The organism is Streptomyces sp. NPDC055962, from assembly GCF_042270185.1.
Lineage (GTDB): Bacteria > Actinomycetota > Actinomycetes > Streptomycetales > Streptomycetaceae > Streptomyces.
The window spans coordinates 225,016-248,393 of sequence record NZ_JBHJYN010000004.1 but is presented as its reverse complement, the minus strand read 5'-3'; the positions used below and the strand labels follow the sequence as shown (position 1 = coordinate 248,393).

Below are 23,378 nucleotides of genomic sequence, written 5' to 3'. Positions count from 1 at the left end.
GCCCTCGATTCTGCCACTCCCGCGCCCCCGGAACCGGTCTCCGGGTCGGGGGCGCGGGATGCGGAGCAGGGTTTACTCGGTGTCGTCACCGGCGGCACGGCCGCCGAGGTGGCCGGGCGACGGGGCCCTCTCGAGCTCGTGGCTGAGCTCGTCGAGCTCGCTCCCACCGGCCATCTGACGGGTCAGCTCGTCGAGGGTGACGTCGTCCCTGGTGTGGCTTCCGGACATCGCCCCGCGCTTGAGCAGGACGAACCGGTCACCCACGAGGTAGGCGTGGTGGGGGTTGTGCGTGATGAGGACCACGCCGAGCCCGGCGTCCCTGGCGGCCGCGACGTACTTCAGGACGACCCCGGACTGCTTGACGCCGAGCGCCGCGGTCGGCTCGTCGAGGACGAGGACCTTGGCACCGAAGTGGACGGCGCGGGCGATGGCCACGCACTGGCGTTCGCCACCCGACAGGGTGCCGATGGGCTGGTCGACGTCACGCAGGTCGATGCCCATGCGGGTCAGCTCCGCGCGGGTCGTCTCCCGCATCCGCTTCACGTCGAGGCGCTTGAACGGGCCCGAGCCCTTCGTCGGCTCCGAGCCGAGGAAGAAGTTGCGCCAGACCGGCATGAGCGGGACGACGGCGAGGTCCTGGTACACGGTGGCGATGCCCCGGTCCAGTGCGTCGCGCGGGTTGACGAGCGTGGTCTCCTCGCCCTCGATCAGGAAGGTCCCGGCGTCGTGCCGGTGGAGCCCCGCGATGATCTTGATGAGGGTGGACTTGCCGGCGCCGTTGTCGCCGAGGACACAGGAGATCTCCCCCGCGCGCACCTCCAGCGAGACGTTCTCCAGGGCCTTGATGTTGCCGTAGAACTTGCTGACGCCGTCGAGCTCGACGAGCGCCGGACCGGCCGTGTCCCGGGGAGCCGGAGCCTGGGTGGCCGTCATTTCGTCGCCTCCGCACGCTTGCGTACCCAATGGTTGAGCAGGGTGGCCAGGAGCAGCATCGCTCCCAGGAAGAACTTGAACCAGTCGGGGTTCCACTCCGCGTACACGATGCCCTTGCTGGTCATGCCGAAGATGATCGCGCCCACGGCGGAGCCGATCGCGGAGCCGTAGCCGCCGGTGATCAGACAGCCGCCGATGACGGCCGCGATGATGTAGATCAGCTCGTTGCCGACACCCTCGCCGGACTGCACGACGTCGTAAGAGAACAGCAGGTGCTGCCCCGAGACCCAGGCCGCGAAGGCGACCCCGAGGTAGAGCCCGATCCGGGTGCGGATCACGGGCACGCCGACGGCACGCGCGGCGTCCGCCTCCCCGCCGACGGCGAAGATCCAGTTGCCGAAGCGGGTGCGGATCAGGATCCAGGTGGCGATCGCGACGAGCGCGGCCCACCACAGGATGGTCACCTTCATCTCGACGCCCCCGACGGTGAGGTAGGACGCGAAGACCTTGCGGGCGGAGTCGAAGCCCTCCATGTTCCCGATGGCCTTGGTCGACACCGTGCCGCTGATGAGCTTGGTGAAGCCGAGGTTCAGGCCGGTCAGCATCAGGAACGTGCCGAGCGTGATGATGAAGCTCGGGAGCTTGGTGCGGGTCAGCATGAAACCGTTGAACGCGCCGAAGCCGAGGGTGACCAGCAGCGACACGAAGACGCCCACCCAGACGTTGGCCGTCATCTGGTAGCTGAACATCGAGGAGATCAGCGCGGAGCTGGTCACCATCACACCGGCGGAGAGGTCGAACTCGCCGCCGATCATCAGGAGCGCCACGGGCGCCGCCATGATCCCGATGGTGGAGGCCGCGTACAGCACCGTGCCGAGGCTGGAGGCCTGGAGGAAGCTGTCCGCGACGATCGCGAAGAAGAGGAAGACGGCCGCGGCCCCGACGACCGAGCCGAGTTCGGGCCTGCCGAGCAGCCTGCGCAGCGGGGAGGTGCGCAGCAGGCGTTCGTCGGTACGGGGCGCCGCCGGTTGCCCGGTCGCCGTCATCGCGTCCCCCGGTCCGTGTACTCGGCGAGCGCGTCGGCGTCGTCGGCCGTGATGACCTGCGGGCCGGTCAGGACGGGCAAGCCGCCTCCGAGCACGTTCTGGTTGTAGCGGTAGAGCCAGAGCAGGTCGACGGCCTCGTAGCCCTGGAGGTAGGGCTGCTGGTCGACGGCGAAGCCGAGCGACTTGTCCTGGAGGCCGGCGGCGACGCTCGCGTTGAGGTCGAAGGTGTCGACCTCGGCCTCGCTGCCCGCGGTCCGCTTCGCCTTGACGGCGGCCGCGGCGAAGGGCGCGCCGAGGGTGACCACGGCGTCGATGTCCTGGTCGGCGCTCAGCTTGGCCTCGATGGAGGACTGGACGTCGGGCATGTTGGTGCCGTCGACGTAGAGGTTCTGCATCGTGCCGTCGAAGGTCTTCTTCGCCCCGGCGCAGCGCTGCTCGTGGCCGACGTTGCCCTGCTCGTGCAGGACGCAGAGGACCTTCTTGCGCTTGCGTCCGTTCAGCTCGTCGCCGACGGCCTCGCCGGCGATGGACTCGTCCTGGCCGATGTGGGTGAGCGCACCGAAGGCCTTGGACTCGGCGGAGCCGGAGTTCACCGTGATGACGGGGATGCCGGCCTTGACGGCCTTGGCCACGACGGTCTTCATCGAGTCGGGCTTGGCCAGCGACACGATCAGGCCGTCGACCTTCTTGTCGATCGCGGTCTGGACGAGCTCGGCCTGCTGCTGTCCCTCGTCGTTGTGCGAGTACAGGAAGTTGATGTTGTCCTTCTCGGCCGCCTGCTTGGCGCCCTTCTGGACGATGTCCCAGAAGGTGTCGCCATCACCCGAGTGGGTGACCATGGCGAATGTCCAGCGGGGCGTGTTCACCGCGGACCGGCCCTCGGCGGCCTGCTCGGCCGCGCGCTCCTCCGCCCGCTTGCCGCCGGTACTGCTGCATCCCGCGAGGGAGGCCGCCAGTACCGCTGCCAGCACGGCGCCCATCGCGCGTACCCCTGTCCGAACCCTTGCCACGACGCCGTGCCCTTCTAGTGCTGCTCGTTGTGCTGCCTGGTGGAGCCGGGCCCGGGGACATGTGCGCCCGCCGCCCGGCGGGCCAAGTATCCCCGAGCCCGGTCCGTCACGGCCCGGCAGGGGCGCGGGGCGCGCCCTTCCGTCGTTCTAGTGACCTTGCATGGCCACGTCAATGTTTGCGTCCGACCATTCTTACCGGAGAGGCGGAGGTCACGGAGGTCACGGCCGGACGAGCAGCTGGAACTCGAAGGCGTAGCGCGAGGCGCGGTAGACGTGCGAACCGAATTCGACCGCCCGGCCGCCGTCGTCGAAGGTGGCGCGCTCCATGGTCAGCAGCGGTGCCCCCGCGGGCTCCGCGAGCAGTTCGCCCTCCTCCGCGGTGGCGGCCCTGGCGCCCACGGACTGCCGGGCGCTGTGCAGGGTGATCCCCGAGGCGCGCATCATCCGGTAGAGGCCGGTCGACTCCAGCCGCTCGGTGGACAGGTCGACCAGCCGCAGCGGCAGGTGGTTGCGCAGGAGGGCCATGGGCTCGTCGTGCGCGTACCGCACCCGTTCGACGAGATGCACCTCACTCCCCTCCTCCACCCCGAGCGCCGCGGCGACCTCCGGCGTGGCCGGCTCGACCGTGTTGCGCAGGACGCGGGTCGCCGGCTTCCGGCCGGCCGTCTCCAGGTCGTCGTAGAGGCTGCTCAGTTCGAGGGGGCGCCGGATGCGGCTGTGCACGACCTGCGTACCGACGCCGCGCCGGCGCACCATCAGCCCCTTGTCGACGAGCGACTGGATGGCCTGGCGGACGGTGGGCCGGGAGAGCCCGAGCCGCGCGGCGAGCTCCAGCTCGTTGCCGAGGAGGCTGCCCGGTGCGAGCAGCCCCTGCTCGACGGCCGCCTCCAGCTGCTGGGCCAGCTGGTGGTAGAGCGGGACAGGACTGGTGCGGTCCACGCCCAGCCCCAGGGCGGCGGAGTCGGCGGCGGCTTTGGGCACGGCACGGAGCGTACCCCGTACGGCCGCGTCGCACCCTTCGATTTGTCAGGACATATAGTTGACAGTGCGCCTGGGGGGCGGCACGTTGGGTCCATGCGCATCGGACTCATCGGCACGGGCCGGATCGGTTCCTTCCACGCGGGCGTCCTGGCACGGCACCCGGAGGTCGCCTCCCTCGTCGTGACGGACATGGACCCCGCTCGCGCCGCACGGACCGCGGCACGGACGGGAGCCACCGCGGTCGCGTCCGCCCAGGAGGTCCTCGGCGCGGGGGTGGACGCCGTGGTGATCACGTCGGCCACCTCGGCACACGCGGAACTCATCGGACGGGCGGCACGGGCCGGCCTCCCCGCCTTCTGCGAGAAGCCGATCGCACTGGACCTGGCCGGGACGCTGGGCGCCCTCCACGAGGTCGAGCAGGCGGGCAGCGCGCTCCAGCTCGGCTTCATGCGGCGGTTCGACGCGGGGTACGCCGCCGCGCGCACCGCCGTGCGGAGCGGAGCTCTGGGCAGGCTGCACACCGTACGGGCGGCGACGTCCGACCCCGCTCCCCCGCCCGCCGCGTATCTGCCGCTCTCCGGGGGCCTGTTCAGGGACTGCCTGGTGCACGACTTCGACATCATGCGCTGGGTGACGGGCCGTGAGGTGGCAGAGGTGTACGCCGCCGGGTCGGACACCGGCCCGGCGATGTTCCGGGAAGCGGGCGACGTCGGCACCGCGGCGGCGCTGCTGACCCTGGACGACGGCACGCTCGCCACGGCCACGGCCACCCGGTGCAACGGGGCCGGTTACGACGTACGGATGGAACTCGCGGGCGAGCGGGACCAGATCGCGGTCGGCCTCGACGACCGCACACCGCTCACCTCCACCGAGCCGCAGGGCCCGCCCCCGCCGGCCAAGCCGTGGCCCGGCTTCCTGGAGCGGTTCGCGCCGGCGTACGAGGCCGAACTGGACGCGTTCCTCGGCGTCGTACGCGGCGAGCAGGAGAACCCGTGCGACGGCCGGGAGGCGCTGCACGCGCTGCGCATCGCCGAGGCGTGCGAACTGTCGCGCGCGGAGCGCCGCCCGGTGCGGATGACGGAGATCCCCGAGGCCTGAAGTCCGCTACCAGGCCACCGGCAGGCTCTGCGGACCCCGGAGCAGCATGCCTGTACGCCAGGGAAGCCGGGCCGGATCCGTGTCGAGCCGCAGCTCCGGGCAGCGCTCCAGGAGCGTCCGGATGGCGATGCGCGCCTCGATGCGGGCCAGCGGGGCGCCCAGGCAGTAGTGGATGCCGTGGCCGAAGGCGACGTGCCCGCGGGCGTCGCGCGTGAGGTCGAACCGGTCGGCGCCGGGGAAGCGGGCGGGGTCGCGGTCGCAGTCGGCCATCGCGATCAGGACGAGCTCGCCGCCGCCGGGGATCACCGTGCCCGAGACGTCGAGGGGCTCGGTGGTGAAGCGGTACGTGGGGGTCTCGACGGGGCCCTCGTAGCGGAGCGTCTCCTCGACGGCGTTGCCGATGAGACCGAAGTCGGACCGCAGAAGCGCCAGTTGGTCCGGGTGGGTGAGCAGGCTCAGGACTCCGTTGGAGATGAGGTTGACCGTGGTCTCGTGCCCGGCGACGAGCAGCAGCCAGGCCATGCCCAGGAGTTCGTCGGCGGAGAGCTGGTCCCCGTCGTCGTCCGACGTGTGGATCAGCGCACTGATCAGATCGTCCCCGGGCGCCGCGCGCTTCTCGTCCAGCAGACCGGTCAGGTACCCGGTCATCGCGGCGGTGGCCCGGCCGCGCGCCCCTGCGTCCAGGGACGACAGGGCGGTGCCGGACCAGGTGCGGAAGGCCTCACGGTCCAGCGCCGGCACCCCCAGCAGCTCGCAGATGACGGCCATCGGCAACGGGAACGACAGCGCCTCGACCAGGTCGGCGCTCCGGTCCGGCCCGCCGGTCATGGAATCGAGGAGGCCGTCCGTCATCTCCTGGACACGCGGGGCTAGCCCCTCCATACGGCGCGGGGTGAACTCCCGCGCCACGAGTCTGCGCAGCCGGGTGTGGGCCGGGGCGTCGCTGCTGAGCATGGACGTCCCCGCCGAGACCTTGCCGACGCCCAGCGAGGGCGACGCCCTGCGCCACTCCTTGGAGAGCCGCTGGTCGGCGAGGAGCGCCCGCCCCGCGTCGTACCCGACGACGAGCCATGCCTGCGCGCCCTCCGGGATGCGGACGCGGTGGACCGGCCCGCGGGCGCGCAGCCGCGCGTAGACGGGATACGGGTCGCGGATGAAGTCGTCACCGAGTGCGCCGAGGTCGAGCGGGGCATCCGTGGTCAACGTGGGTCCCTTCAGGTGGGTCGGGCGGACAGGACGGTCCCCTGGGCCACCGCGCACAGCGTCTCGGCCCCCTCGTCGTCCACGATGTACAGGTCGCAGCGCGCCACGGCCTGCCGCCGGCCGGTGTGGACCACCTCAGCGCGTGCCGTCAGGGTGCGGCCGGCGGCCGGCCGGATGTACTGGATGGAGAAGCCGCCGGTCAGCACGGCGGGCCCGAGGGTCGTCCCGGCCGCGAAGGTGAGCGCGTTGTCGGCCGCGTAGGACAGGACGCCGCCGTGCAGGAAGCCGTTCTGCTGGGTGAGCTCCTCACGTACGTCGATCTCGAGGACGGCCGCGCCGTCCCCGAACTCCGTGATCCGCGCCCCGACGAGCCCGCAGAACGGCTGGCTGTCGAGGACCTGCTGCGCTGCGCCGAGCAGAAGTCCGGTCATGGGGCCGTCCCACCTCACCAGCGCACAGGCAGCCGGCGGACCCCCCGGAGCAGCAGCCCGGGCAGCCAGTCCGGTTCGCCTCCGTCCGGGTCCCGTTCGAGGCGGGGGCACCGCTCCAGGAGCGCCTGGACGGCGATGCGGCCCTCCATACGGGCCAGCGGGGCGCCCAGGCAGAAGTGGATGCCGTGCCCGAAGGCCAGATGCCCCTGGGCCTGGCGCGTGATGTCGAAGGTGTCCGGATCCGGATAGCGTCCGGCGTCCCGGTCGCCGGAGCCGAGTGCGACGAGCACGGCCTCGCCCCGGGGGATGACGGCGGAGCCGATCGCGACGGGCTCCCGGGTGAAGCGGAAGGTCGCGGTGGAGACGGGCCCGTCGTACCGGAGCATCTCCTCGACCGCGCCGTCGATCAGCTCCGGCCGGGCGCGGAGCAGGGCGAGTTGCCCGGGGTGGTCGAGGAGCGCGCGCACCCCGTTGGCGATCAGGTTCACGGTCGTCTCGTGGCCGGCCACGAGGAGGAGGAAGGCCATGCCGGTCAGTTCGTCGCGGGACAGGCTGTCGCCGTCCTCCGCGCGCGCCCGGATCAGGGCGCTCAGCAGGTCCTCGCCCGGGGAGCAGCGCTTGTCCTCGATCAGCTCGTCGAGGTAGGCGCCCATCGCGTGGACCGCCGCCGTCTCCTTCTCGGCCGAGTCCGGTGTGACGATGGCGTTGGACATCCGGCGGAAGGCGTCCCGGTCGATGTCGGGCACGCCGATGAGCTCGCAGATCACGGTCATCGGCAGCGGGAAGGCGAACGCGTCGATCAGGTCGGCCCTCCCGGCGGGCACCATCGCGTCGAGGAGCTCCGCGGTGATCTGTTCGACGCGCGGGCGCAGGGCCTCGATCCGCCGCGCGGTGAACTCACGTGCGACGAGCTTCCGCAGACGGGTGTGGTGCGGAGGGTCCAGCTCCAGCATGTTGGCGTTGATCGGATTGTCCGACGCGGTCAGGGTCTCCGTCGTCCGCCAGTCCTTGCTGAACCGCTGGTCGGCGAGGGCCGCGCGGGCCTCCTCGTAACCGACGATCATCCAGACCCGCTCCAGGTCGTCGGTACGGACCGGGTGCACCGGCCCCTCGGCCCGCAGCTTCGCGTAGTACGGATACGGATCGGCCGAGAAGTCCGTCCCCCGCAGATCGACCACCGACATGGTCCCGCCCCTCTTCCGGTCCGATCGGTCCGGGTTCAGCGTAGGCGGCCGTCTCCCGCCCCGTCCTCGTCCTCGCGGAGGAGACCGGCGTCGTGCACCAACAGGGCGATCTGGACTCGGTTGTTGAGCCCGAGGCGAGCGAGGATCCGGGACACGTGGGTCTTGACGGTGGCCACGCTCAGATGGAGCGCCGCAGCGATCTCCGCGTTGGATCCGCCCTGCCCGACACCGGCGGCCACCGCCTGCTCGCGCTCCCCCAGCTCGGCGAACCGCTGCCGGGCGCGTGTCTCGCGGGAGCGGCGGTCGTCCGCGGGCTCCCCCGCCGCGCGGGCCATGAGCCTGCGGGTGACGGCGGGCGAGAGCACGGGTTCACCGGCCGCGACGCGCAGGACGGCCTCGACGATCTGGGCGGGCGGGGTGTCCTTGAGCACGAAACCCGCCGCCCCTGCGCGGATGGCACGCAGCACCTGCTCGTCGGCGTGGAACGTGGTCAGGACGATGACCTCGGGTGCGCCGGGCCGTCGGCGCAGCTCCTCGGTCGCGGTCAGCCCGTCCATGCCGGGCATCCGGATGTCCATGAGCACGACGTCGGGGCGGGCGCGGGCGACGAGGGCGGCGACCTCGGTGCCGTCGGCGCCCTCCCCGACGAGGTCGATGCCGTCGGCACCGCCGAGCATCAGGGTCAGACCGGCCCGTACGAGCGGGTCGTCGTCGACGACGGCCAGCCGGACCGGCGGCGGCTCCGGGGAGGTGGGAGTGGTCATGCCGGCCACGGTAGCCGGGCCCGGACGGTGAATCCGCCGTCGGTGCGCGGCCCGTGCTCCAGACTGCCGCCGGCCAGGTTTGCCCGCTCGGTGAGGCCGATGAGTCCCTGGCCGGACCCCGGGACCGGTTCGAAGGGCTCGGCGGGCGCCGGGTTGCCGACCTCGATGGTCAGCCCGTCGCCGGGCCCGCCCGCCACGGTGACGCCGACGGGGGCTCCGGGTGCGTGCTTGCGGGCGTTGGTCAGCGCTTCCTGGGCGATGCGGTAGACCGTCCGCCCGGTGGCGGCGGGCGCGCGGCCCGGGTCGGCGACCGCGTTGTCCAGGGTGACCTCCATGCCGGCCGAGCGGGACTCGTCGATCAGGGCGTCCAGGGTGGCCAGGGTGGGCTGCGGCCTGTTGCCCTCGTCGCTGTCGCCCGGGGCACGCAGTACGCCGATGATCTCGCGGAGGTCCTGCAGCGCCTCGTGGGCGCTGTCGCGGATGACTCCGGCGGCCCTGCCGACCTCGGCCGGAGGCGCGTCGGGACGGAATTCGAGCGCGCCCGCGTGGACGCTGAGCAGGGTCAGCCGGTGGGCGAGGACGTCGTGCATCTCCCGGGCGATGGCCTCCCGCGCCAGCCGCTGGGCCTGCTCGGCCCGGAGCGCGGCCTCGGCCTCGGCCCGGAGCGCGCGCTCGCGCAGGGTGACGACCAGCTGCCGTCGCGACCGTACGGCCATGCCCCAGCTGAGCACCAGCAGGACCAGCAGGACACCGATGACGGTGGACACGATGAAGGAGGTGGACGGGTCGGGGCGCAGCAGGGGCTGGACGGGCGCCGCGGCGAGGGCGCCCGCGCCGACGACGGCCACGGGCTTGAAAGGACGGTGGACCGCCAGGCTGAACAGCGCGATCAGCATCGCTCCGGCCGCGACGGGCTCCACGACGCACAGCACCGTGAGGGCCGAGGCGACGGCCACCGGCCACCGGCGCCGCACCCAGAGGGCGCAGCACGCGGCCGCCCCGAGCAGGCAGTCGACCAGGACGACGCCGTCGGGGGTGGTGTGGTCGGCGTCGATCGCGGAGGCGGCGAGCATCCCGACCCCCGCGGCGCAGAGGAAGAGCGTGATGTCGACGCCCCAGTCCCGCACGGTCCGGCGCGGCCTGCCCGGGCGGCCGGGCTTCTCGTGGTCGCCCAGCGCCGAGGGCAGCAGCCAGGGGTATTCCGTACGGGTCATGTCGACAAAGCTACGCAGTCGGCGGACGCCGACGCGCGTTCGTGCCCCGGGGAGATACCGAAGTCGCACGATCCGATACTTCCGTCGCGGTCACGCAGACCGGTGGCCGACGCGGACAGGGTGCGCCCCGGCCCAGGCTCGGACCATGAAGACATTCGTGGAGACGGCCGGATTCCTCGTGTGTGTGCAGGGCGTCGCCGGGCTGCTGTACGAGTGGACTGGCTGGTTCCGGCTGTGGGCGGTGGTGGCGCGGCTCGGATTCCTGGAGGGCTACGGACTCTTCGTCAGCATCGTGCTGGTGGTGACGGGCGGCGCGATGATGATCGCGTCGGACTCCCTCAGGACGTGACGTCGGCCCGGCGGCGCCCCCACGCGGTGCCCGTGAGCACGAGCACCGCCCCCAGCAGTCCCGGCCATCCGAGGCGTTCGCCCCCGATCGCGATGCCGACGGCTGCCGCCCAGAGCGGCTCGGTACCGAGCAGCAGGCTGACACGGGACGGCGAGGTGCGGCGGACCGACCACATCTGCACGAAGAACGCGAACAGCGTGCAGAAGACGGACAGGAAGAGCAGCCCCGCCCACTCCGCGGCGCCGAAGTCCGCCGCCACCGTCCAGGGCGCCGGACCGGTCCCGGGGACGGCGGCGAGCAGGGCGAAGACGGCGACCGCGCTGCCGAGCTGCACGGTGGTCAGGGAGAGCGAGTCGGCGTCCTGGACCGCTTCGATGCGGGCCATCGCGAGGACGTGGACCGTACGGGCGAGGGCCGCGAGCAGCATCAGGAGATCGCCCGCGGAGGGGCTGGTGAAGCCGCCGCCCTGGGTCAGCAGCACCACACCGGTGACCGAGAGGCCCGCCGCCGCGAGGAAGGACGCAGGCGGCCGGACCCGGGTCACGGCCGCCTCGGCCAGCGGCGTGAAGATCATCGTGAGGCTGATGATGAGCCCCGCGTTGGTCGCCGACGTGTGCACGACGCCGTACGTCTCGAGCAGGAAGATCCCGCTGAGCACCAGCCCCAGCACGCCCGCGCCCCGCCACTGCGCGCCGCTCAGCGCCCGCAGCCCGCGCCGGCCGGCGACGGCCAGGGCGGGCAGCACGAGCACGAAGCGCAGCACGAGGACGGCGATCACGGTGTGCGTCGTGGTGATGCCCTTGGCCGCGAGGTAGCTGGCTCCCCAGACGGCGGCGACGAGCAGGAGCGGCAGGTCGGTGACCCACGCGCGCCGGGACGGGGCGAGAGCGGTCAGTGCGGCAGAGGACACCTGGTTCTCCTGGTTCTCCACGGGAGGAACGTGTGGAGACCTCGCCGGCTCACACAGGGGAGCGCACACCGTACCGAACGGGCGGCCCCCTCGGGAACTTCTGTCCGCAGGGTGATCCGTCCACCTGTTCGCAGGGGTCGTCACCGGCCGGAGCGGTCTCCCGGCGGTGCCGCCTCCTCCTAGAATGTCGGTCTTGGGACGCTCGGACACACGGAGTTGGCACATGGGTGGAGCGCGGCTGGACGGACGGGTCGAGCGGGGGAACCAGACCAGGCAGCTGGTGCTGGGGCGCGCGGTCCACGTCGCCTCGACCGAAGGTCTCGAAGGCCTCTCGCTCGGCCGGCTCGCCACGGAGCTGAAGCTGAGCAAGAGCGGCGTCTTCGCCCTCTTCGGGTCCAAGGAGGAACTGCAGCTCGCCACCGTGCGCGCCGCGGTGACCGTCTTCGTGGACCACGTGCTGACACCGACCCGGGCGGCCCCGCCGGGCCTCGGCCGGGTCTGGCGGATGTGCGAGAGCTGGCTCTCCTACTCCCGGCGCCGGGTGTTCAGCGGCGGTTGCTTCTTCTACGCGACGATCGCCGAGTTCGACTCCAGGGAGGGCAAGGTGCACGACGCCCTGGCCTCCACCCAGACGGGCTGGGTCACCTTCGTGGAGGAGACCCTCGAGGAGGCCAGGATCCGGGGCGAACTGGCCGCGGACACCGACGTCTCCCAACTGGCCTTCGAACTCATCGCGTTCATGGAACTGGCGAACGCGGAATCGGTGCTGCACAACAACAACCCCGGCTACACGAAGGCCGCGCGGGCCATCCTGGGGCGGCTGCACGCCGCCGCCACGGACCCCTCCCTGCTGCCGGAGACACCCTGACCGCAATTGCACGCACGACCGTTCGTATAGTTATATGGTCGGCGGGAGGCCGCGGCACCGGTCCGGCCCCCCCTTCGACGAAGGAGCCGGTCATGCCCTCCGGCATCTGGAAGACGTCCTGGAAGAGCGGTCCGGCGGCGCGCGGCACGGGCCCCGGATCGTCCGTCGTCGTCAGCATCACCGAATACAGCACGCACCGCCCCTGGGGCACGCCCGCCGTCGCCTTCGAGGGCATGCGGCTCCGGCGCAGCCGGCCGCGGACGCCCGGAGCGGTCGCCATCCGACTGTGGAGGGACCCCGGCCCCCGCCCGGACCGGTCGGGGTCGGTCACCGTACGGACCGACGAGGCTTCCCTGATGCGGTTCGTCGCGCGACCCGACCATCTGCGCATCGTGCGGGCGTTCCGGGGGCGCGGAACGATGCGGTCGGCCCTGCGCGAGACGGCGCTCGGCGCCCCCCGTGCCGGCTTCCCGCAGGCCGCCGGCCCCGCACTCGCGCCTCTCCGGGCGGACGCGGAGCGGATCCTGACCGGGGGCGTCCCGTGGAACTGACCGGGACACCCGCGGACATCGTCCTGCTCGACCGCACCGCCGTCCTGGAGTCCGTCCGCGTCGTGGACGAGGCCCGCCCCGGCGACTGGCTGCGCCCGACCCCGTGCGACCGGTGGACCCTGCGTGAACTGGTGGCGCACATGGCCGCACAGCACCACGGGTTCGCGGCGGCCTCACGGGGAGGAGGAGCGGCCGCCGCAGCCTGGCGGACCCCGGACCTCGGGGACGATCCGGCCGCGGCCTACCGGACGGCCGCGACGGCCGTCCTGGACGCCTTCGCCGATCCGGGGCTGCCCGGACGCCCCTTCGCCCTGCCGGAGATCAGCGCACGGCCGGTGCCCGCCCTCAGGGCCGTCGGCTTCCACTTCATCGACTACGTGGTGCACGCCTGGGACGTCGCCGCCACGCTCGGGCTCCCCGTCCGCCTGCCGGAGCGCGTGCTCCGTGAAGCCCTGCCGATCGCCCGCGCCGTACCGGAGGGCGACGTACGGCGTGCGCCGGGCGCCGCGTTCCGTCCTGCCCTCCGCCCGGACACGGGGACCCGCCCCGACGGCCCCGGCACCATGCCCCTGATCCTGGCCGCCCTGGGCCGCAGCCCCGACTGGACACCGCCCGGGAAGCGGTGAGCGGGAGCCGCTCCCCTCACACCTCGCCCACGGTCCCGAACCGCGCGCGCCCGGCGGGGCGGTAGGTGTGGATGGCGATGCCGCTGCCGGTGGTCCGCAGGTCGGTCAGCTCGAAGGCGGTCGGCTGTCCTCCCTCCGGGAAGAGCCGCCTGCCGCTGCCCAGGTAGACGGGGTGGACGAGCAGGTTGACCTCGTCGATCAGGCCGTGCGGCATGAGGCTCTGCGCGAGTACTCCACTGCCGTGGATCTGCAGCTCACCCTCCGCCGTCTCCTCCTTCAGCCGTGCGACCCCGGCGGGTACGTCTCCGGGGACCACGGTGGTGTTCTCCCATTCCGGGTCGGTCAGGGTGGTGGAGACGACGTGCTTGGGCAGCGTGTTGAGGCGGGAGGCGATCGGATCGAGCGGATCGGTGACCTGGGGCCAGTAGGACGAGAAGATGTCATACGTACGCCGTCCGAGGAGATAGGCCCCCGACCGGTCGAAGACCTCGTTCATGAAGGCCCCCATGTCCTCGTCCGCGAAGGGCGCCAGCCAGCCGCCGTACGCGAACCCCCCGGTGGTGTCCTCGTCGGGGCCCCCTGGCGCCTGCATCACTCCGTCGAGGGACACGAACGTGGTGAGGGTCAGCTTCGCCATGGTCCTGCTCCTTCGTCCCGCCGCCGTGGGGTGCGGCCGTGTGTGCGCCTCCACCTGTCCTGAACCACTGTCGGCGTGAATCCGGCGCAACGCCCGGCGAGTCCCGCCGCCTCCCGGCACGGCGGTCAGGGACCGGAGGCGCACTCCGCCGGGTGGTACGCCGCGCGCCGCGCCCAAAGGCCCGTCCTACGCTGGCGGGGACGGAACGCGAACGAAATGGGAGACCATGAGTCAGACACCGCCCCCGGTCCGCAACCTCCACGACGGCAGCACCATCCCCGCGGTGGGCCTCGGCACCTGGCCGCTCGACGACGCGGAGGCCGAGAAGGCCGTCGCCGGCGCGCTGGAGAACGGCTACCGGCTCGTGGACACCGCGTTGAACTACCGGAACGAGACGGGGACGGGGCGCGGGATCGCCCGCTCCGGGGTGCCCCGCCAGGAACTCTTCGTCACGACCAAGGTGCCCGGCCGGCACCACGGCTACGAGGAGACGCTGGCCTCATTCGAGGAGTCCCGGAGCAATCTGGGGCTGGACTACGTGGACCTGTACCTCATCCACTGGCCGCTGCCCCGGGTGGACAAGTACGTGGACACGTGGAAGGCGATGATCAAGCTCCGCGAGGACGGCCTCGTGCGCTCCATCGGCGTCTCCAACTTCACGGCGGAGCACCTGGACAGGCTGGAGCGGGAGACGGGTGTGCTGCCCGTGGTGAACCAGATCGAGATGCATCCGCTGCTCCCGCAGGAGGAGCTGCGGGCCGTGCACACCGCCAAGGGCATCGTCACGGAGAGCTGGAGCCCGCTCGCACGGGGGCGCCAGGTACTCGAGGCCCCGGAGGTGATCGCCGCCGCAGAGGCCCACGGGGTGACGCCGGGCCAGGTGGTGCTGCGGTGGCACACCCAGCTGGGCGCGGTGCCGATCCCCAAGTCGGCCGACCCCCGGCGGCAGCGGGAGAATCTCGACCTGTTCGGCTTCGAACTGACCCGGCAGGAGCTGGACCGGATCGGGGCCCGGCCGTCCCAGCGCTTCGGCGGGGACCCTGCCACGCACGAGGAGTTCTGACGCCGGGGAGGCCGGGCCTCACCCGGCCACCCCCGTTACCGGGGACCGGCCGGGACGGCGGTCACCGGTTGCGGGGGGTGACCTCCGACATCCGTGACCAGTCGTCCCCGGGAACCTCGACGTTGATGATCTCCGGGACCTCACTGACGAGCTCCGACATGGTGTCGATCGCCGCCTTGAAGTGGTCGGAGTTCACGTGCGCCACGCCCGCCTCCTGCGAGGCGAACGCCTCGAGCAGGACGAACTGGTCGGGGTTCTCGACGCTGTAGGACCAGTCGAAGAAGAGGTTGCCCGGCTCCTGGCGGGTGGCCAGGGTGAAGTCCTCCACAGCCGGGAGCCAGTTGTCCCGCTCGGCGGTACGCACGGTGAACTTGACGGCGATGAAGATCATGCTGACTCCTGGTCGGACGGCGACGTGCCGCCCAGCGTCCCATATCGCCACGGGCCGGGCCCGAACCGGCACACCGCCCGTGGGCCGGGGCGGGCGGGAGCCGGGCCGGCGCGTCGCACCACACACCGTGGCGCCGTGCGCCGCCGCGCACCCACGGGCCCGGCTTCCGGCTCAGGCAAGAAGGGCCCGCCAGACGCGGCGGACGTGCGCCGCCATGTCGATGGAGGGGTCGCTGAGCCACTGGAGCTGGATGCCGTCGGACGCCGCGATCAGCGCCGAGGCGGCGAATCGCGGGTCGAGTCCGGGCGCAGCGCGCCCTTCACCCTGCTCCGTCACGACGTGTTCGGCGATGCCGTCGCGGAGGAGTGCGAAGCGCTTCCGGAAGTACGCGTGGGCCGGATGGGCGGGGTCGATCGAGGCCGCGGCAAGAGTGACGTAGAGGCGGATGCGGGGGAGGTTCGCCGCGTTCGCCGTCAGGGCCCGGGCCAGGAACTCCCCGGGGTCGGACTCCGCTCCAGGGGAACGGTAGCGCGCCTCCGCCGCCTCGTCGCCCGCGCGCAGAACCTCGGTCAGCAGGTCGTCCTTGGAGGCGAAGTAGTGCATCAGGCCGGTCAGGCTGATGCCGCTCTCCCCGGCGACCCTCCGCAGGGTGGTCGCCCGTTCCCCCTCCCGGCCGAAGATCTCAAGGGTCACCCCGAGGATCTCGTCCCGCTTGGCGGCCCCCTTCGGATACAGGTTTCGGTCTCTCACGCGGCCACTGTAGTGGCGACGGCACCGGCGGGACGGGCCCGTCACGGCAGCTCGCGGCAGCGTGACGACCCTTGCCGCAAAAAACAGTACACCGTACTGTTTCTCGGCAACCGCAGGTCGCCCACACGGCGCACCCTGGCCGGTTCCGTGCGCCCGACGGCCTCGCCCGGCCGGCGCACCGGTCACCCGCACCCGCACCCCCGTCCCGCACGACCCGAGGAGATGGCATGACCGACTTGGCCCACGCGAACGAAGCATCAGCCCAGGAGACGGTCGCCCGGCTCGGTCTCGAAGAGAAGGCCGCACTCACGACCGGCGCCGGCTGGTGGCACACGACCGCGCGCCCGGAGGCCGGGATCCCCGCGGTCCGGCTCTCCGACGGCCCGCACGGGCTGCGGCTCCAGGACGGCGCCGACGGTGACCACCTGGGCATCAACGGCAGCGCCCCCGCGACCTGCTTCCCTCCCGCCGTGACCCTGGCGTGCACCTGGGACGACGAGCTGACGGGCCGGGTCGGCGACGCGCTGGCCCGCGAGTGCCTCGCCCACGGGGTGCACGTGCTGCTCGGCCCCGGAATCAACATCAAGCGCAGTCCCCTGTGCGGGCGCAACTTCGAGTACTTCTCCGAGGACCCCCTCCTCAGCGGGGTCCTCGGCGCGGCCTGGGTCAGGGGGCTGCAGGCGCAGGGGGTCGGCGCCTCGGTGAAGCACTTCGCCGCGAACAACCAGGAGACCGGCCGCATGACGGTCAGCGCCGACATCGACGCGCGAACCCTGCGCGAGATCTATCTGCCGGCCTTCCGACGAGTGGTCACCGAGGCCGGACCGTGGACCGTCATGTGCGCCTACAACCGGGTCAACGGGGTCCACGCCTCGCAGAACCCGTGGCTGCTGACCGACGTGCTACGGGACGAGTGGGGGTACGAGGGCCTCGTCGTCTCCGACTGGGGCGCCGTGCTCGACCGCGCGGCGGCGCTCGCCGCCGGGCTGGATCTGGAGATGCCGTCCTCGTCGGGCACCGGCCCCGCCCGGGTGGTGGCGGCCGTGGGGACCGGCGAGCTCGACGAGGAGGACGTGGACCGCAGCGCCGTCCGCATCGTGGAGCTCGCCCGCAAGGCCGCCGCGCACGTACGCCCCGGCGCCGCCTACGACCCGGACACCCATCACGAGCTGGCCCGCGAGGTCGCCGCCCGAGGCGCCGTCCTGCTGAGGAACGAGGGAAACGTCCTTCCCCTGGACCCGGCGGCGGCCCAGCACATCGCCGTCGTCGGGGAGTTCGCGCGCACACCCCGCTACCAGGGCGAAGGCAGTTCACGCGTGACCCCGACGCGCCTCGACGACGCCCTGGGCGCCATCACCCGCTCGGCGCCCGCCGCACAGGTGAGCTTCGCGGCCGGCTTCCCCGTGGACACACCGGACGGCGACGTGGCCGCGTTGCGCGAAGAGGCGGTGCGCGTCGCCGCGGCGGCCGACGTGACCGTGCTCTTCCTCGGCCTCCCGCCGAGCTACGAGTCCGAGGGATTCGACCGAGATCATCTGGAACTCCCCTCTGCACAGACCGAGTTGCTCGAAGCTGTCACCGCGGTGAACCCCCGCACGATCGTGGTGCTCGCCAACGGCGGCGTGGTACGGCTGTCCGGCTGGATCGACCGGGTGCCGGCCGTCCTTGAGGGCTGGCTGCCCGGCCAGGCGGGCGGCTCGGCCACTGCGGACCTGCTGTTCGGGCGGGCCAACCCGTCGGGGCGCCTGGCGGAGACGATCCCGCTGCGCCTCGCCGACACCCCGGCCCATCTCGGATGGCCCGGCGAGAACGGTCACGCCGCCTACGGCGAGGGCCTGTTCGTCGGCTACCGCTCCTACGACGCCCGGGAGGCGGAGGTCTCCTTCCCCTTCGGCCACGGCCTGTCGTACACCTCCTTCGCCTACGCGGACCTGCGGGTGTCCTGCGACGCCACGGGCTTCGACGTCACCGTCACCGTCACCAACACCGGGGAGCGCGCCGGCCACGAGGTCGTACAGGTCTACACGTCCGCACCCGGCTCACGTGTCACACGGCCGGTGAGGGAGCTGCGGGGCTTCGCGACCGTACGTCTGGAGCCCGGCGAGAGCAGGCCCACCACGGTGCGCGTCGCCCGCTCCGACCTCGCCCACTTCGACACGGCGGCCGACGCCTGGCTCGTCGAGGGTCTCGACCACCGGTTCGACGTCGGCGCCTCCAGCCGGGACATCAGGCTCACCGCCACGGTCGCGGTCGAGGGCGATCCGTTCGCTCCCGAACCGGGGGCCGAATCGACCCTCGCCGAGTGGTTCGCGCATCCGGTCGGCGGGCCCGCGCTCGCCGAACTCCTCGGGAGCGTCCAGGGGTCCGTGCCGGGTGGCCTCCCCCAGGAGGACAGCCCCTGGCACCGGATGCTGGCCGGTCTGCGGCTCGGTCAGCTCGCCGGACTGCCGATCGCCCCCGTCGGCCCGGACGACGTCCGGGACCTGGTGGAGAAGGTCCGCCGGGCGGCGCGGGGATAGCCCTCGCACCCGGGAGCCCGCCGCCCGCCCGGGGGTCAGGCGGCGGAGTCCCGGGCGACCGTCCGGAAGCCGCAGTTGCCACTGCTGGAGGCCGGCGTGCTCGCCGAGCGGGCGGCCACCCGGTAGCGGTGGCAGTACGAGTGGTGGCACAGGTACGAACCACCGCGCACGACGCGCCGCTCCCCGCTGCCGGGGCCCTCGGGATCGGCGGCGGGCGAGCGCGCGTAGTAGTCGGGGGCGAACCAGTCCGCGCACCACTCCCAGACGTTTCCGGCGACTTCGTGGAGGCCGTGGCCGTTCGGCGGGTACGTACGCACGGGTGCGGTCCCCAGCCAGCCGTCGTCGCCGGTGTTGGTGTGCGGGAAGACCCCCTGCCAGATGTTGCACACCCACCGCCCGCCGGGGGTGAGCTCGTCCCCCCACGCGAAGCGGCGGCCTTCGAGGCCGCCGCGCGCCGCGTACTCCCACTCGGCCTCGGTGGGCAGGCGACGGCCCGCCCAGGCGCAGTAGGCCACCGCGTCGTCCCAGGCCACGTGCACGACCGGGTGGTCCTGCTCCGCCGTGGACAGGGGGCCGTAGGGGTGGCGCCAGTCCGCCCCCCGGACGTCCAGCCACCACGGCGCGACCGGGTCGGCGCCCACGACGTCCGCGCGTCCGGCCGCGACCGCCAGGCGGAAGACCGCCGAGTGGCCCGTCCGCTCGGCGACGGTCGCGTACCCGGTCGCCGCGACGAATAGGCCGAACATCGCCACGGTGACGGCCGTCGCGTCGACGGCGAACGGCCTCACGCGCACCGTGTGCACGGGCTGTTCGCCGTCCGCCGGATACCCCTCCCCGAAGGCGTCCCCCATCCGGAACTCACCGCCGGGCAGTCGCACGTCGTCATGCACGGGCGGCTCGGGCGCCGGGTCCGGGAGCGGGGCCGCGGAAAAGGGGGCTCGGGATACCGATGCGCAGCAAGCCATTGACGTCTCCATGGCGCGATTATATGAATGTGCACATAGGTGAAGTTGCACATAGGAGTCCGCATCCGTGAAGTTCGAATACGTCCTGCTGGCTCTTCTGGCGCGGCGCCCGCACAGCGGCTACGACCTGCGCAAATGGCTTGAAGTCGAAGGGCAGTTCCTGTGGGCCCGCGCCCACCACAGCCAGATCTACCGCAAGCTCGGCCAGATGGAGGCCGACGGATGGGTGCGGCACGAGGTCGACGAGCGGGAGGGGCGGCCGGACGCCAAGGTGTACCGGCTGACCGCGGAAGGACACACCGCTCTCCTGGAGTGGGTCCGCTCCCCCTACGAGCCTCCGAGCCGCTTCCAGGAGATCGACTTCCTGGCGAGGTTCAGCACCGCCGCACCGCTGGACCACGAAGCGGCCGTCGAGCTCGTCAGGACCGAGCTCGACCACCGCCGCGCCCAGATCGCCCGCAACCGCGGCCGTGACCGCACCCTGCGCTACGAGGACCCGGTCCCGGGTCTCGACCAGGAGACGGACCGGCAGGTCCACACGGCGCTCCACGAGCTCGGCGCCGCGGCGATGGACCGCTGGGTCGCCTGGCTCGAGCAGACCCTGCACCGACTGACCGAGGGAGAGCCCGTCCGATGAAAGCGATCATGGTGATGTTCGACAGCCTCAACCGGCACATGCTGCCGCCGTACGGGGGTGACTGGACACACGCCCCGAACTTCGCCCGCCTCGCCGGACGGGCGGTGACCTTCGACAACGCGTACGCCGGGTCGATGCCCTGCATGCCGGCGCGCCGGGAGATCCACACCGGGCGGCACAACTTCCTCCACCGCAGCTGGGGTCCCCTGGAGCCGTTCGACGACTCCATGCCGGAACTCCTCAAGCAGAACGGCGTCCACACGCACCTCGCCAGCGACCATCCCCACTACTGGGAGGACGGCGGGGCGACCTACCACGGCCGGTACACCACCTGGGAGTTCTTCCGCGGGCAGGAGGGCGACCCGTGGAAGGGCCAGGTCGCCGAACCGGAGACGCCCGAGGACCTCAAGCGCATGCGGTTCGGCACGTACCGCCAGGACTGGGTCAACCGCCCGCACATGGCGACGGAGGACCGGCACCCGCAGACGCTCACCTTCGACGCGGGGATCGAGTTCATCCACACCAACCGGGATGCCGACCGGTGGTTCGTACAGATCGAGACGTTCGACCCGCACGAGCCGTTCTTCAGCCACCAGCGCTACAAGGACCTGTACCCCCACGACTACGAGGGTCCGCACTTCGACTGGCCCGACTACAAGAGGGTCGTCGAAGCGCCCGAGGAGGTGGAGCACGGCAGGATGGAGTACGCGGCCCTCCTGTCGATGTGCGACCACTCGCTGGGACGCGTGCTCGACACCATGGACGAGCTGGACCTGTGGGACGACACGCTCCTGGTCGTGTGCACCGACCACGGTCTGCTGCTGGGTGAGAAGGGCTGGTGGGGCAAGAGCGTCCAGCCCTGGTTCAACGAGCTCGTCCACCTGCCGCTCTTCGCGTGGGACCCCCGTGCGGCGAATGCGGGCACCCGGCACGAGGCGCTGGTCCAGACGGTCGACCTCGCCCCCACCCTCCTGGAGTTCTTCGGGGTGGAGCGGCCCGGTGACATGCAGGGCCGGCCGCTGCCGATCGCCGAGGACACCCCGGTGCGCGAGGCGGGCCTCTTCGGCATGCACGGTGGTCATGTCAACGTCACGGACGGCCGCCACGTCTACATGCGGGCACCCGTCGATCCCGGTAACGCACCGCTGCACGAACACACGCTGATGCCCACGCACATGCGGGGCCGCTTCTCCCCCGCCGAGCTCGCGGACCTGGAGCTCGCCGAGCCGTTCGCCTTCACCAAGGGCATCCGTACGCTCCGCGTCCCGGGCCGCACCCTGTTCAACCCGTACCACCACGGCACGCTCCTCTTCGACCTGGAGAACGACCCCGAGCAGCGGGCCCCCCTGGTCGACGACGAGGCCGAACTGCGCATGGCCGGGCTGATGGTGGAGCTGATGAGGGCCAACGACGCACCGGTCGGCCAGTACGAACGCCTGGGGCTCCCGGCCGAGGGGCCGGTGACGGCGGAACACCTCCTGGTCCGCGCCCAGCGCGACCGGGCGGAGCGCGCCGCGCAGCCCCTGCCCCGAGCCGAGGACTACCCCGCGGGTCGCCTGTCGCTGCGCAGCCCGCTCAAGGCCCTGATCGCCGATCCGGCCGCCGTCGAGGTGCTGCGCAGGCGCCTGCCGGGTGTCGTCGACTCCGAGCTGCTCCAGCTGCTCGACGCCACACCGCTCATCGACGTGGCCGCGATGGCGGGGCCCCTGTTCCCCCAGGCGTCCCTCCGTCTGGTCGCCGAGGAGCTCGCCGGGCTCTGAGACCGCACGGCCCTCAGGGCCGGTGACGGGGATGCAGCCCCGTCACCGGCGTACAGCCTCTCCCGCCCGCAGACCTACCGCAGAGAAAAGAGACGGCACAATGCCCCAGCTTAGTCAGGGCCCCGTCATGTCCGGATCCGTGTCGCACGTCCCGGGCCGCGGACGACAACTCACCCTCCTCGGCGGCACCATGCTGGTCGACAGCACCGAGGCGAGTCTGGTCAGCAGCCTCTTCCCCCTCATCAGGCAGTCGCTCGGGGTCTCGCTCGGAGCGCTGGGGATCCTGACCGCCGCAGGAAAGGTGGTCGGCGCGTTCACCGGGCCCTTCTGGGTGTGGGCCGCCCAGCGCTGGTCCCGCAAGAGCGTGCTCGTCCTGGCCACCGGTCTGTGGGGGGTGTGGGGCGTGGCCGCCGGCTTCTCCCAGAACTTCACGCAGCTCCTGGTGCTCTACACGATCCTCGCCGCCGGGTACGCCGCTGCCCATCCCATCGTCTCCGAACTCATCGGAGACCTCTTCGCAGGATCCTCCCGCGGCCGCGCCGTCGGCGTGGTCTACGGGGCGATATCCCTGGTCAGTGCGTTGATCGGACCGCTCAAGGGACAGCTGGCGGGCGTGGACGAGGGATGGCGCTGGGGCCTGTGGGGCGTGGGCGCCTTCAACATCGCCCTCGGCCTCTGCCTCTGGATCTGGTTCCGCGACCCGGGGCGGGGGGCCGCGGAGGAGCAGCTCGCCGGCCTCGACCGCGAAACCCTCGACAGGCACGCGAAGCTCACCCGGGCCAAGGTCCTCTCGCTCCTCGGCATCCGCAGCTTCGTCATCCTCCTCGTGTCCCGCCTGCTCTCCGGACATCTCCTGGTGGGCACCTTCGGTGTGGTCTACCTGGTGGACGTCTACGGGTTCAGCACGCAGAAGGCCGCTATCGTCCTGCTGCCGTTCGGTGTCGGCTACTTCCTGGGCACTCTCCTGGGCGGGTTCGCCGCCGACCGGGTCGCCCGCCGCAGCCCACGCCGTGGACTGGTCGCGATCCTCCAGGCGGCGCAGTTCGCCTTCGCCCTCTTCGCCTTCCTGGGCACGCAGTTCGACTACGGGAACATCGCGGTGTTCTGCGTGTTCTTCGCGCTGATCGGCGCCGCGCAAGGGGTCAACCCCAGTGTCAACCGGCCCATGGTCATGGCCATCACCCCGCCCGAACTGCGCGGGGCCGCCTTCGCCCTGTACGTCTCCGTCTTCGAGGCGATCGCATGGGCGGCCTTCGGTCTGGGGGCGGGCTTCCTGGGTGACGCGGTGGGGCTCCGCACGGTCTTCCTGTGGGTCCTGGTGATCCTCATGCTGGTCAACGGCGCCTTCCTGACCCTGCTCTACCGCCCGTACGCCGACGACGTCGCCCGCGTCCAGCGCGAACTGTCCGCGCGGCGCGAGGAAGCACTGGGCCGTACGTCACCCGTGTAGGCGGCGGGAACCCGTGCGGGCGGCGGGAAGGAGCGCGG

24 protein-coding genes are annotated in these 23,378 nt (G+C 72.0%); 10 read left to right on the top strand and 14 right to left on the bottom strand.

What is annotated here, in order from left to right; translation table 11 throughout:
* Window positions 1–72: 72 nt before the first annotated feature.
* From ACFC51_RS14765 to ACFC51_RS14750, 4 genes are all read right to left on the bottom strand, one after another.
* Window positions 73–933 carry an ATP-binding cassette domain-containing protein gene (locus ACFC51_RS14765; protein WP_376376354.1) on the bottom strand — a complete coding sequence of 287 codons (861 nt, stop codon included), beginning with the start codon at window positions 931–933 and terminating at the stop codon, window positions 73–75.
* Window positions 930–1,979, bottom strand: coding sequence for an ABC transporter permease (locus tag ACFC51_RS14760; protein WP_376528908.1), 1,050 nt, complete (start codon window positions 1,977–1,979; stop codon window positions 930–932). Before ACFC51_RS14760 ends, ACFC51_RS14765 begins: the two co-directional genes overlap by 4 nt.
* Window positions 1,976–2,959, bottom strand: coding sequence for a sugar ABC transporter substrate-binding protein (locus ACFC51_RS14755; protein WP_376376358.1), 984 nt, complete (start codon window positions 2,957–2,959; stop codon window positions 1,976–1,978). The genes ACFC51_RS14760 and ACFC51_RS14755 overlap by 4 nt, the downstream gene beginning before the upstream one ends.
* A gap of 249 nt (window positions 2,960–3,208) precedes the next feature.
* Window positions 3,209–3,970 (bottom strand): GntR family transcriptional regulator, encoded by a 762-nt coding sequence (locus ACFC51_RS14750; protein ID WP_376376360.1) that lies wholly within the window; start codon window positions 3,968–3,970, stop codon window positions 3,209–3,211.
* Between the two features lie 93 nt (window positions 3,971–4,063).
* Here ACFC51_RS14750 and ACFC51_RS14745 point away from each other — a divergent pair, with 93 nt between their 5' ends.
* On the top strand, window positions 4,064–5,068 hold the full coding sequence (locus ACFC51_RS14745; protein ID WP_376376362.1) for a Gfo/Idh/MocA family oxidoreductase: 1,005 nt from the start codon (window positions 4,064–4,066) through the stop codon (window positions 5,066–5,068).
* Between the two features lie 6 nt (window positions 5,069–5,074).
* On the opposite strand, the gene ACFC51_RS14740 is transcribed toward ACFC51_RS14745, so the two are convergent.
* Genes ACFC51_RS14740 through ACFC51_RS14720 form a run of 5 tightly spaced genes read right to left on the bottom strand, consistent with a single transcriptional unit; the run spans window position 5,075 to window position 9,864 of the window.
* Entirely contained in the window at window positions 5,075–6,271 is a 1,197-nt protein-coding gene (locus ACFC51_RS14740; RefSeq protein ID WP_376528906.1) for a cytochrome P450, read from the bottom strand.
* An 11-nt stretch (window positions 6,272–6,282) separates the two neighbouring features.
* Window positions 6,283–6,702 carry a PaaI family thioesterase gene (locus ACFC51_RS14735; RefSeq protein ID WP_376528903.1) on the bottom strand — a complete coding sequence of 140 codons (420 nt, stop codon included), beginning with the start codon at window positions 6,700–6,702 and terminating at the stop codon, window positions 6,283–6,285.
* Between the two features lie 14 nt (window positions 6,703–6,716).
* On the bottom strand, window positions 6,717–7,886 hold the full coding sequence (locus ACFC51_RS14730; protein WP_376528901.1) for a cytochrome P450: 1,170 nt from the start codon (window positions 7,884–7,886) through the stop codon (window positions 6,717–6,719).
* Between the two features lie 35 nt (window positions 7,887–7,921).
* A complete protein-coding gene (locus ACFC51_RS14725; RefSeq protein WP_376376370.1) occupies window positions 7,922–8,650 on the bottom strand; it encodes a response regulator in 729 nt (242 codons plus the stop codon).
* The gene (locus tag ACFC51_RS14720) at window positions 8,647–9,864 is read right to left on the bottom strand and encodes a sensor histidine kinase (protein ID WP_376528898.1); all 1,218 of its coding nucleotides are present in this window, start codon (window positions 9,862–9,864) and stop codon (window positions 8,647–8,649) included. Before ACFC51_RS14720 ends, ACFC51_RS14725 begins: the two co-directional genes overlap by 4 nt.
* A 145-nt stretch (window positions 9,865–10,009) precedes the next feature.
* On the opposite strand from ACFC51_RS14720, the gene ACFC51_RS14715 reads away from it, so the two are divergent.
* Window positions 10,010–10,213 (top strand): hypothetical protein, encoded by a 204-nt coding sequence (locus tag ACFC51_RS14715; RefSeq protein ID WP_376376374.1) that lies wholly within the window; start codon window positions 10,010–10,012, stop codon window positions 10,211–10,213.
* Here the strand turns inward: ACFC51_RS14715 and ACFC51_RS14710 are convergent.
* The gene (locus ACFC51_RS14710) at window positions 10,203–11,123 is read right to left on the bottom strand and encodes a DMT family transporter (RefSeq protein ID WP_376529232.1); all 921 of its coding nucleotides are present in this window, start codon (window positions 11,121–11,123) and stop codon (window positions 10,203–10,205) included. The genes ACFC51_RS14715 and ACFC51_RS14710 overlap by 11 nt on opposite strands.
* Before the next feature lie 223 nt (window positions 11,124–11,346).
* On the opposite strand from ACFC51_RS14710, the gene ACFC51_RS14705 reads away from it, so the two are divergent.
* The 3 genes from ACFC51_RS14705 (at window position 11,347) to ACFC51_RS14695 (ending at window position 13,168) form a co-directional block, all read left to right on the top strand.
* Window positions 11,347–11,991 carry a TetR/AcrR family transcriptional regulator gene (locus ACFC51_RS14705; protein WP_376376375.1) on the top strand — a complete coding sequence of 215 codons (645 nt, stop codon included), beginning with the start codon at window positions 11,347–11,349 and terminating at the stop codon, window positions 11,989–11,991.
* 92 nt (window positions 11,992–12,083) lie between these two features.
* Window positions 12,084–12,542, top strand: a complete 459-nt coding sequence (locus ACFC51_RS14700) for a hypothetical protein (protein WP_376528896.1) — start codon at window positions 12,084–12,086, stop codon at window positions 12,540–12,542.
* Window positions 12,533–13,168 carry a TIGR03086 family metal-binding protein gene (locus ACFC51_RS14695; RefSeq protein ID WP_376528894.1) on the top strand — a complete coding sequence of 212 codons (636 nt, stop codon included), beginning with the start codon at window positions 12,533–12,535 and terminating at the stop codon, window positions 13,166–13,168. The genes ACFC51_RS14700 and ACFC51_RS14695 overlap by 10 nt, the downstream gene beginning before the upstream one ends.
* Window positions 13,169–13,184: 16 nt before the next feature.
* Here ACFC51_RS14695 and ACFC51_RS14690 read toward each other — a convergent pair whose 3' ends face one another.
* On the bottom strand, window positions 13,185–13,805 hold the full coding sequence (locus ACFC51_RS14690; RefSeq protein ID WP_376528891.1) for a dihydrofolate reductase family protein: 621 nt from the start codon (window positions 13,803–13,805) through the stop codon (window positions 13,185–13,187).
* Between the two features lie 226 nt (window positions 13,806–14,031).
* Between ACFC51_RS14690 and ACFC51_RS14685 the strand changes: the two genes are divergently transcribed.
* Window positions 14,032–14,868 carry an aldo/keto reductase gene (locus tag ACFC51_RS14685; RefSeq protein WP_376528888.1) on the top strand — a complete coding sequence of 279 codons (837 nt, stop codon included), beginning with the start codon at window positions 14,032–14,034 and terminating at the stop codon, window positions 14,866–14,868.
* 61 nt (window positions 14,869–14,929) lie between these two features.
* Here the strand turns inward: ACFC51_RS14685 and ACFC51_RS14680 are convergent, their stop codons facing one another.
* Complete coding sequence (locus ACFC51_RS14680) at window positions 14,930–15,259, bottom strand: putative quinol monooxygenase (RefSeq protein WP_376376385.1); 330 nt, start codon at window positions 15,257–15,259, stop codon at window positions 14,930–14,932.
* 171 nt (window positions 15,260–15,430) lie between these two features.
* Window positions 15,431–16,009 (bottom strand): TetR/AcrR family transcriptional regulator, encoded by a 579-nt coding sequence (locus ACFC51_RS14675; protein WP_376528885.1) that lies wholly within the window; start codon window positions 16,007–16,009, stop codon window positions 15,431–15,433.
* 227 nt (window positions 16,010–16,236) lie between these two features.
* Between ACFC51_RS14675 and ACFC51_RS14670 the strand changes: the two genes are divergently transcribed.
* Window positions 16,237–18,528 carry a glycoside hydrolase family 3 C-terminal domain-containing protein gene (locus tag ACFC51_RS14670; protein WP_376528883.1) on the top strand — a complete coding sequence of 764 codons (2,292 nt, stop codon included), beginning with the start codon at window positions 16,237–16,239 and terminating at the stop codon, window positions 18,526–18,528.
* Between the two features lie 35 nt (window positions 18,529–18,563).
* Here ACFC51_RS14670 and ACFC51_RS14665 read toward each other — a convergent pair whose 3' ends face one another.
* Window positions 18,564–19,493, bottom strand: a complete 930-nt coding sequence (locus ACFC51_RS14665) for a formylglycine-generating enzyme family protein (RefSeq protein ID WP_376376405.1) — start codon at window positions 19,491–19,493, stop codon at window positions 18,564–18,566.
* A 67-nt stretch (window positions 19,494–19,560) separates the two neighbouring features.
* Here ACFC51_RS14665 and ACFC51_RS14660 point away from each other — a divergent pair, with 67 nt between their 5' ends.
* The 3 genes from ACFC51_RS14660 to ACFC51_RS14650 all read left to right on the top strand — a co-directional run bounded on the left by ACFC51_RS14660 (window position 19,561) and on the right by ACFC51_RS14650 (window position 23,340).
* Complete coding sequence (locus ACFC51_RS14660; protein ID WP_376528880.1) at window positions 19,561–20,130, top strand: PadR family transcriptional regulator; 570 nt, start codon at window positions 19,561–19,563, stop codon at window positions 20,128–20,130.
* Window positions 20,127–21,890, top strand: coding sequence for a sulfatase-like hydrolase/transferase (locus tag ACFC51_RS14655; protein WP_376528877.1), 1,764 nt, complete (start codon window positions 20,127–20,129; stop codon window positions 21,888–21,890). The genes ACFC51_RS14660 and ACFC51_RS14655 overlap by 4 nt, the downstream gene beginning before the upstream one ends.
* Before the next feature lie 100 nt (window positions 21,891–21,990).
* Window positions 21,991–23,340 carry an MFS transporter gene (locus ACFC51_RS14650; RefSeq protein ID WP_376376395.1) on the top strand — a complete coding sequence of 450 codons (1,350 nt, stop codon included), beginning with the start codon at window positions 21,991–21,993 and terminating at the stop codon, window positions 23,338–23,340.
* The last annotated feature ends 38 nt before the right edge of the window (window positions 23,341–23,378 follow it).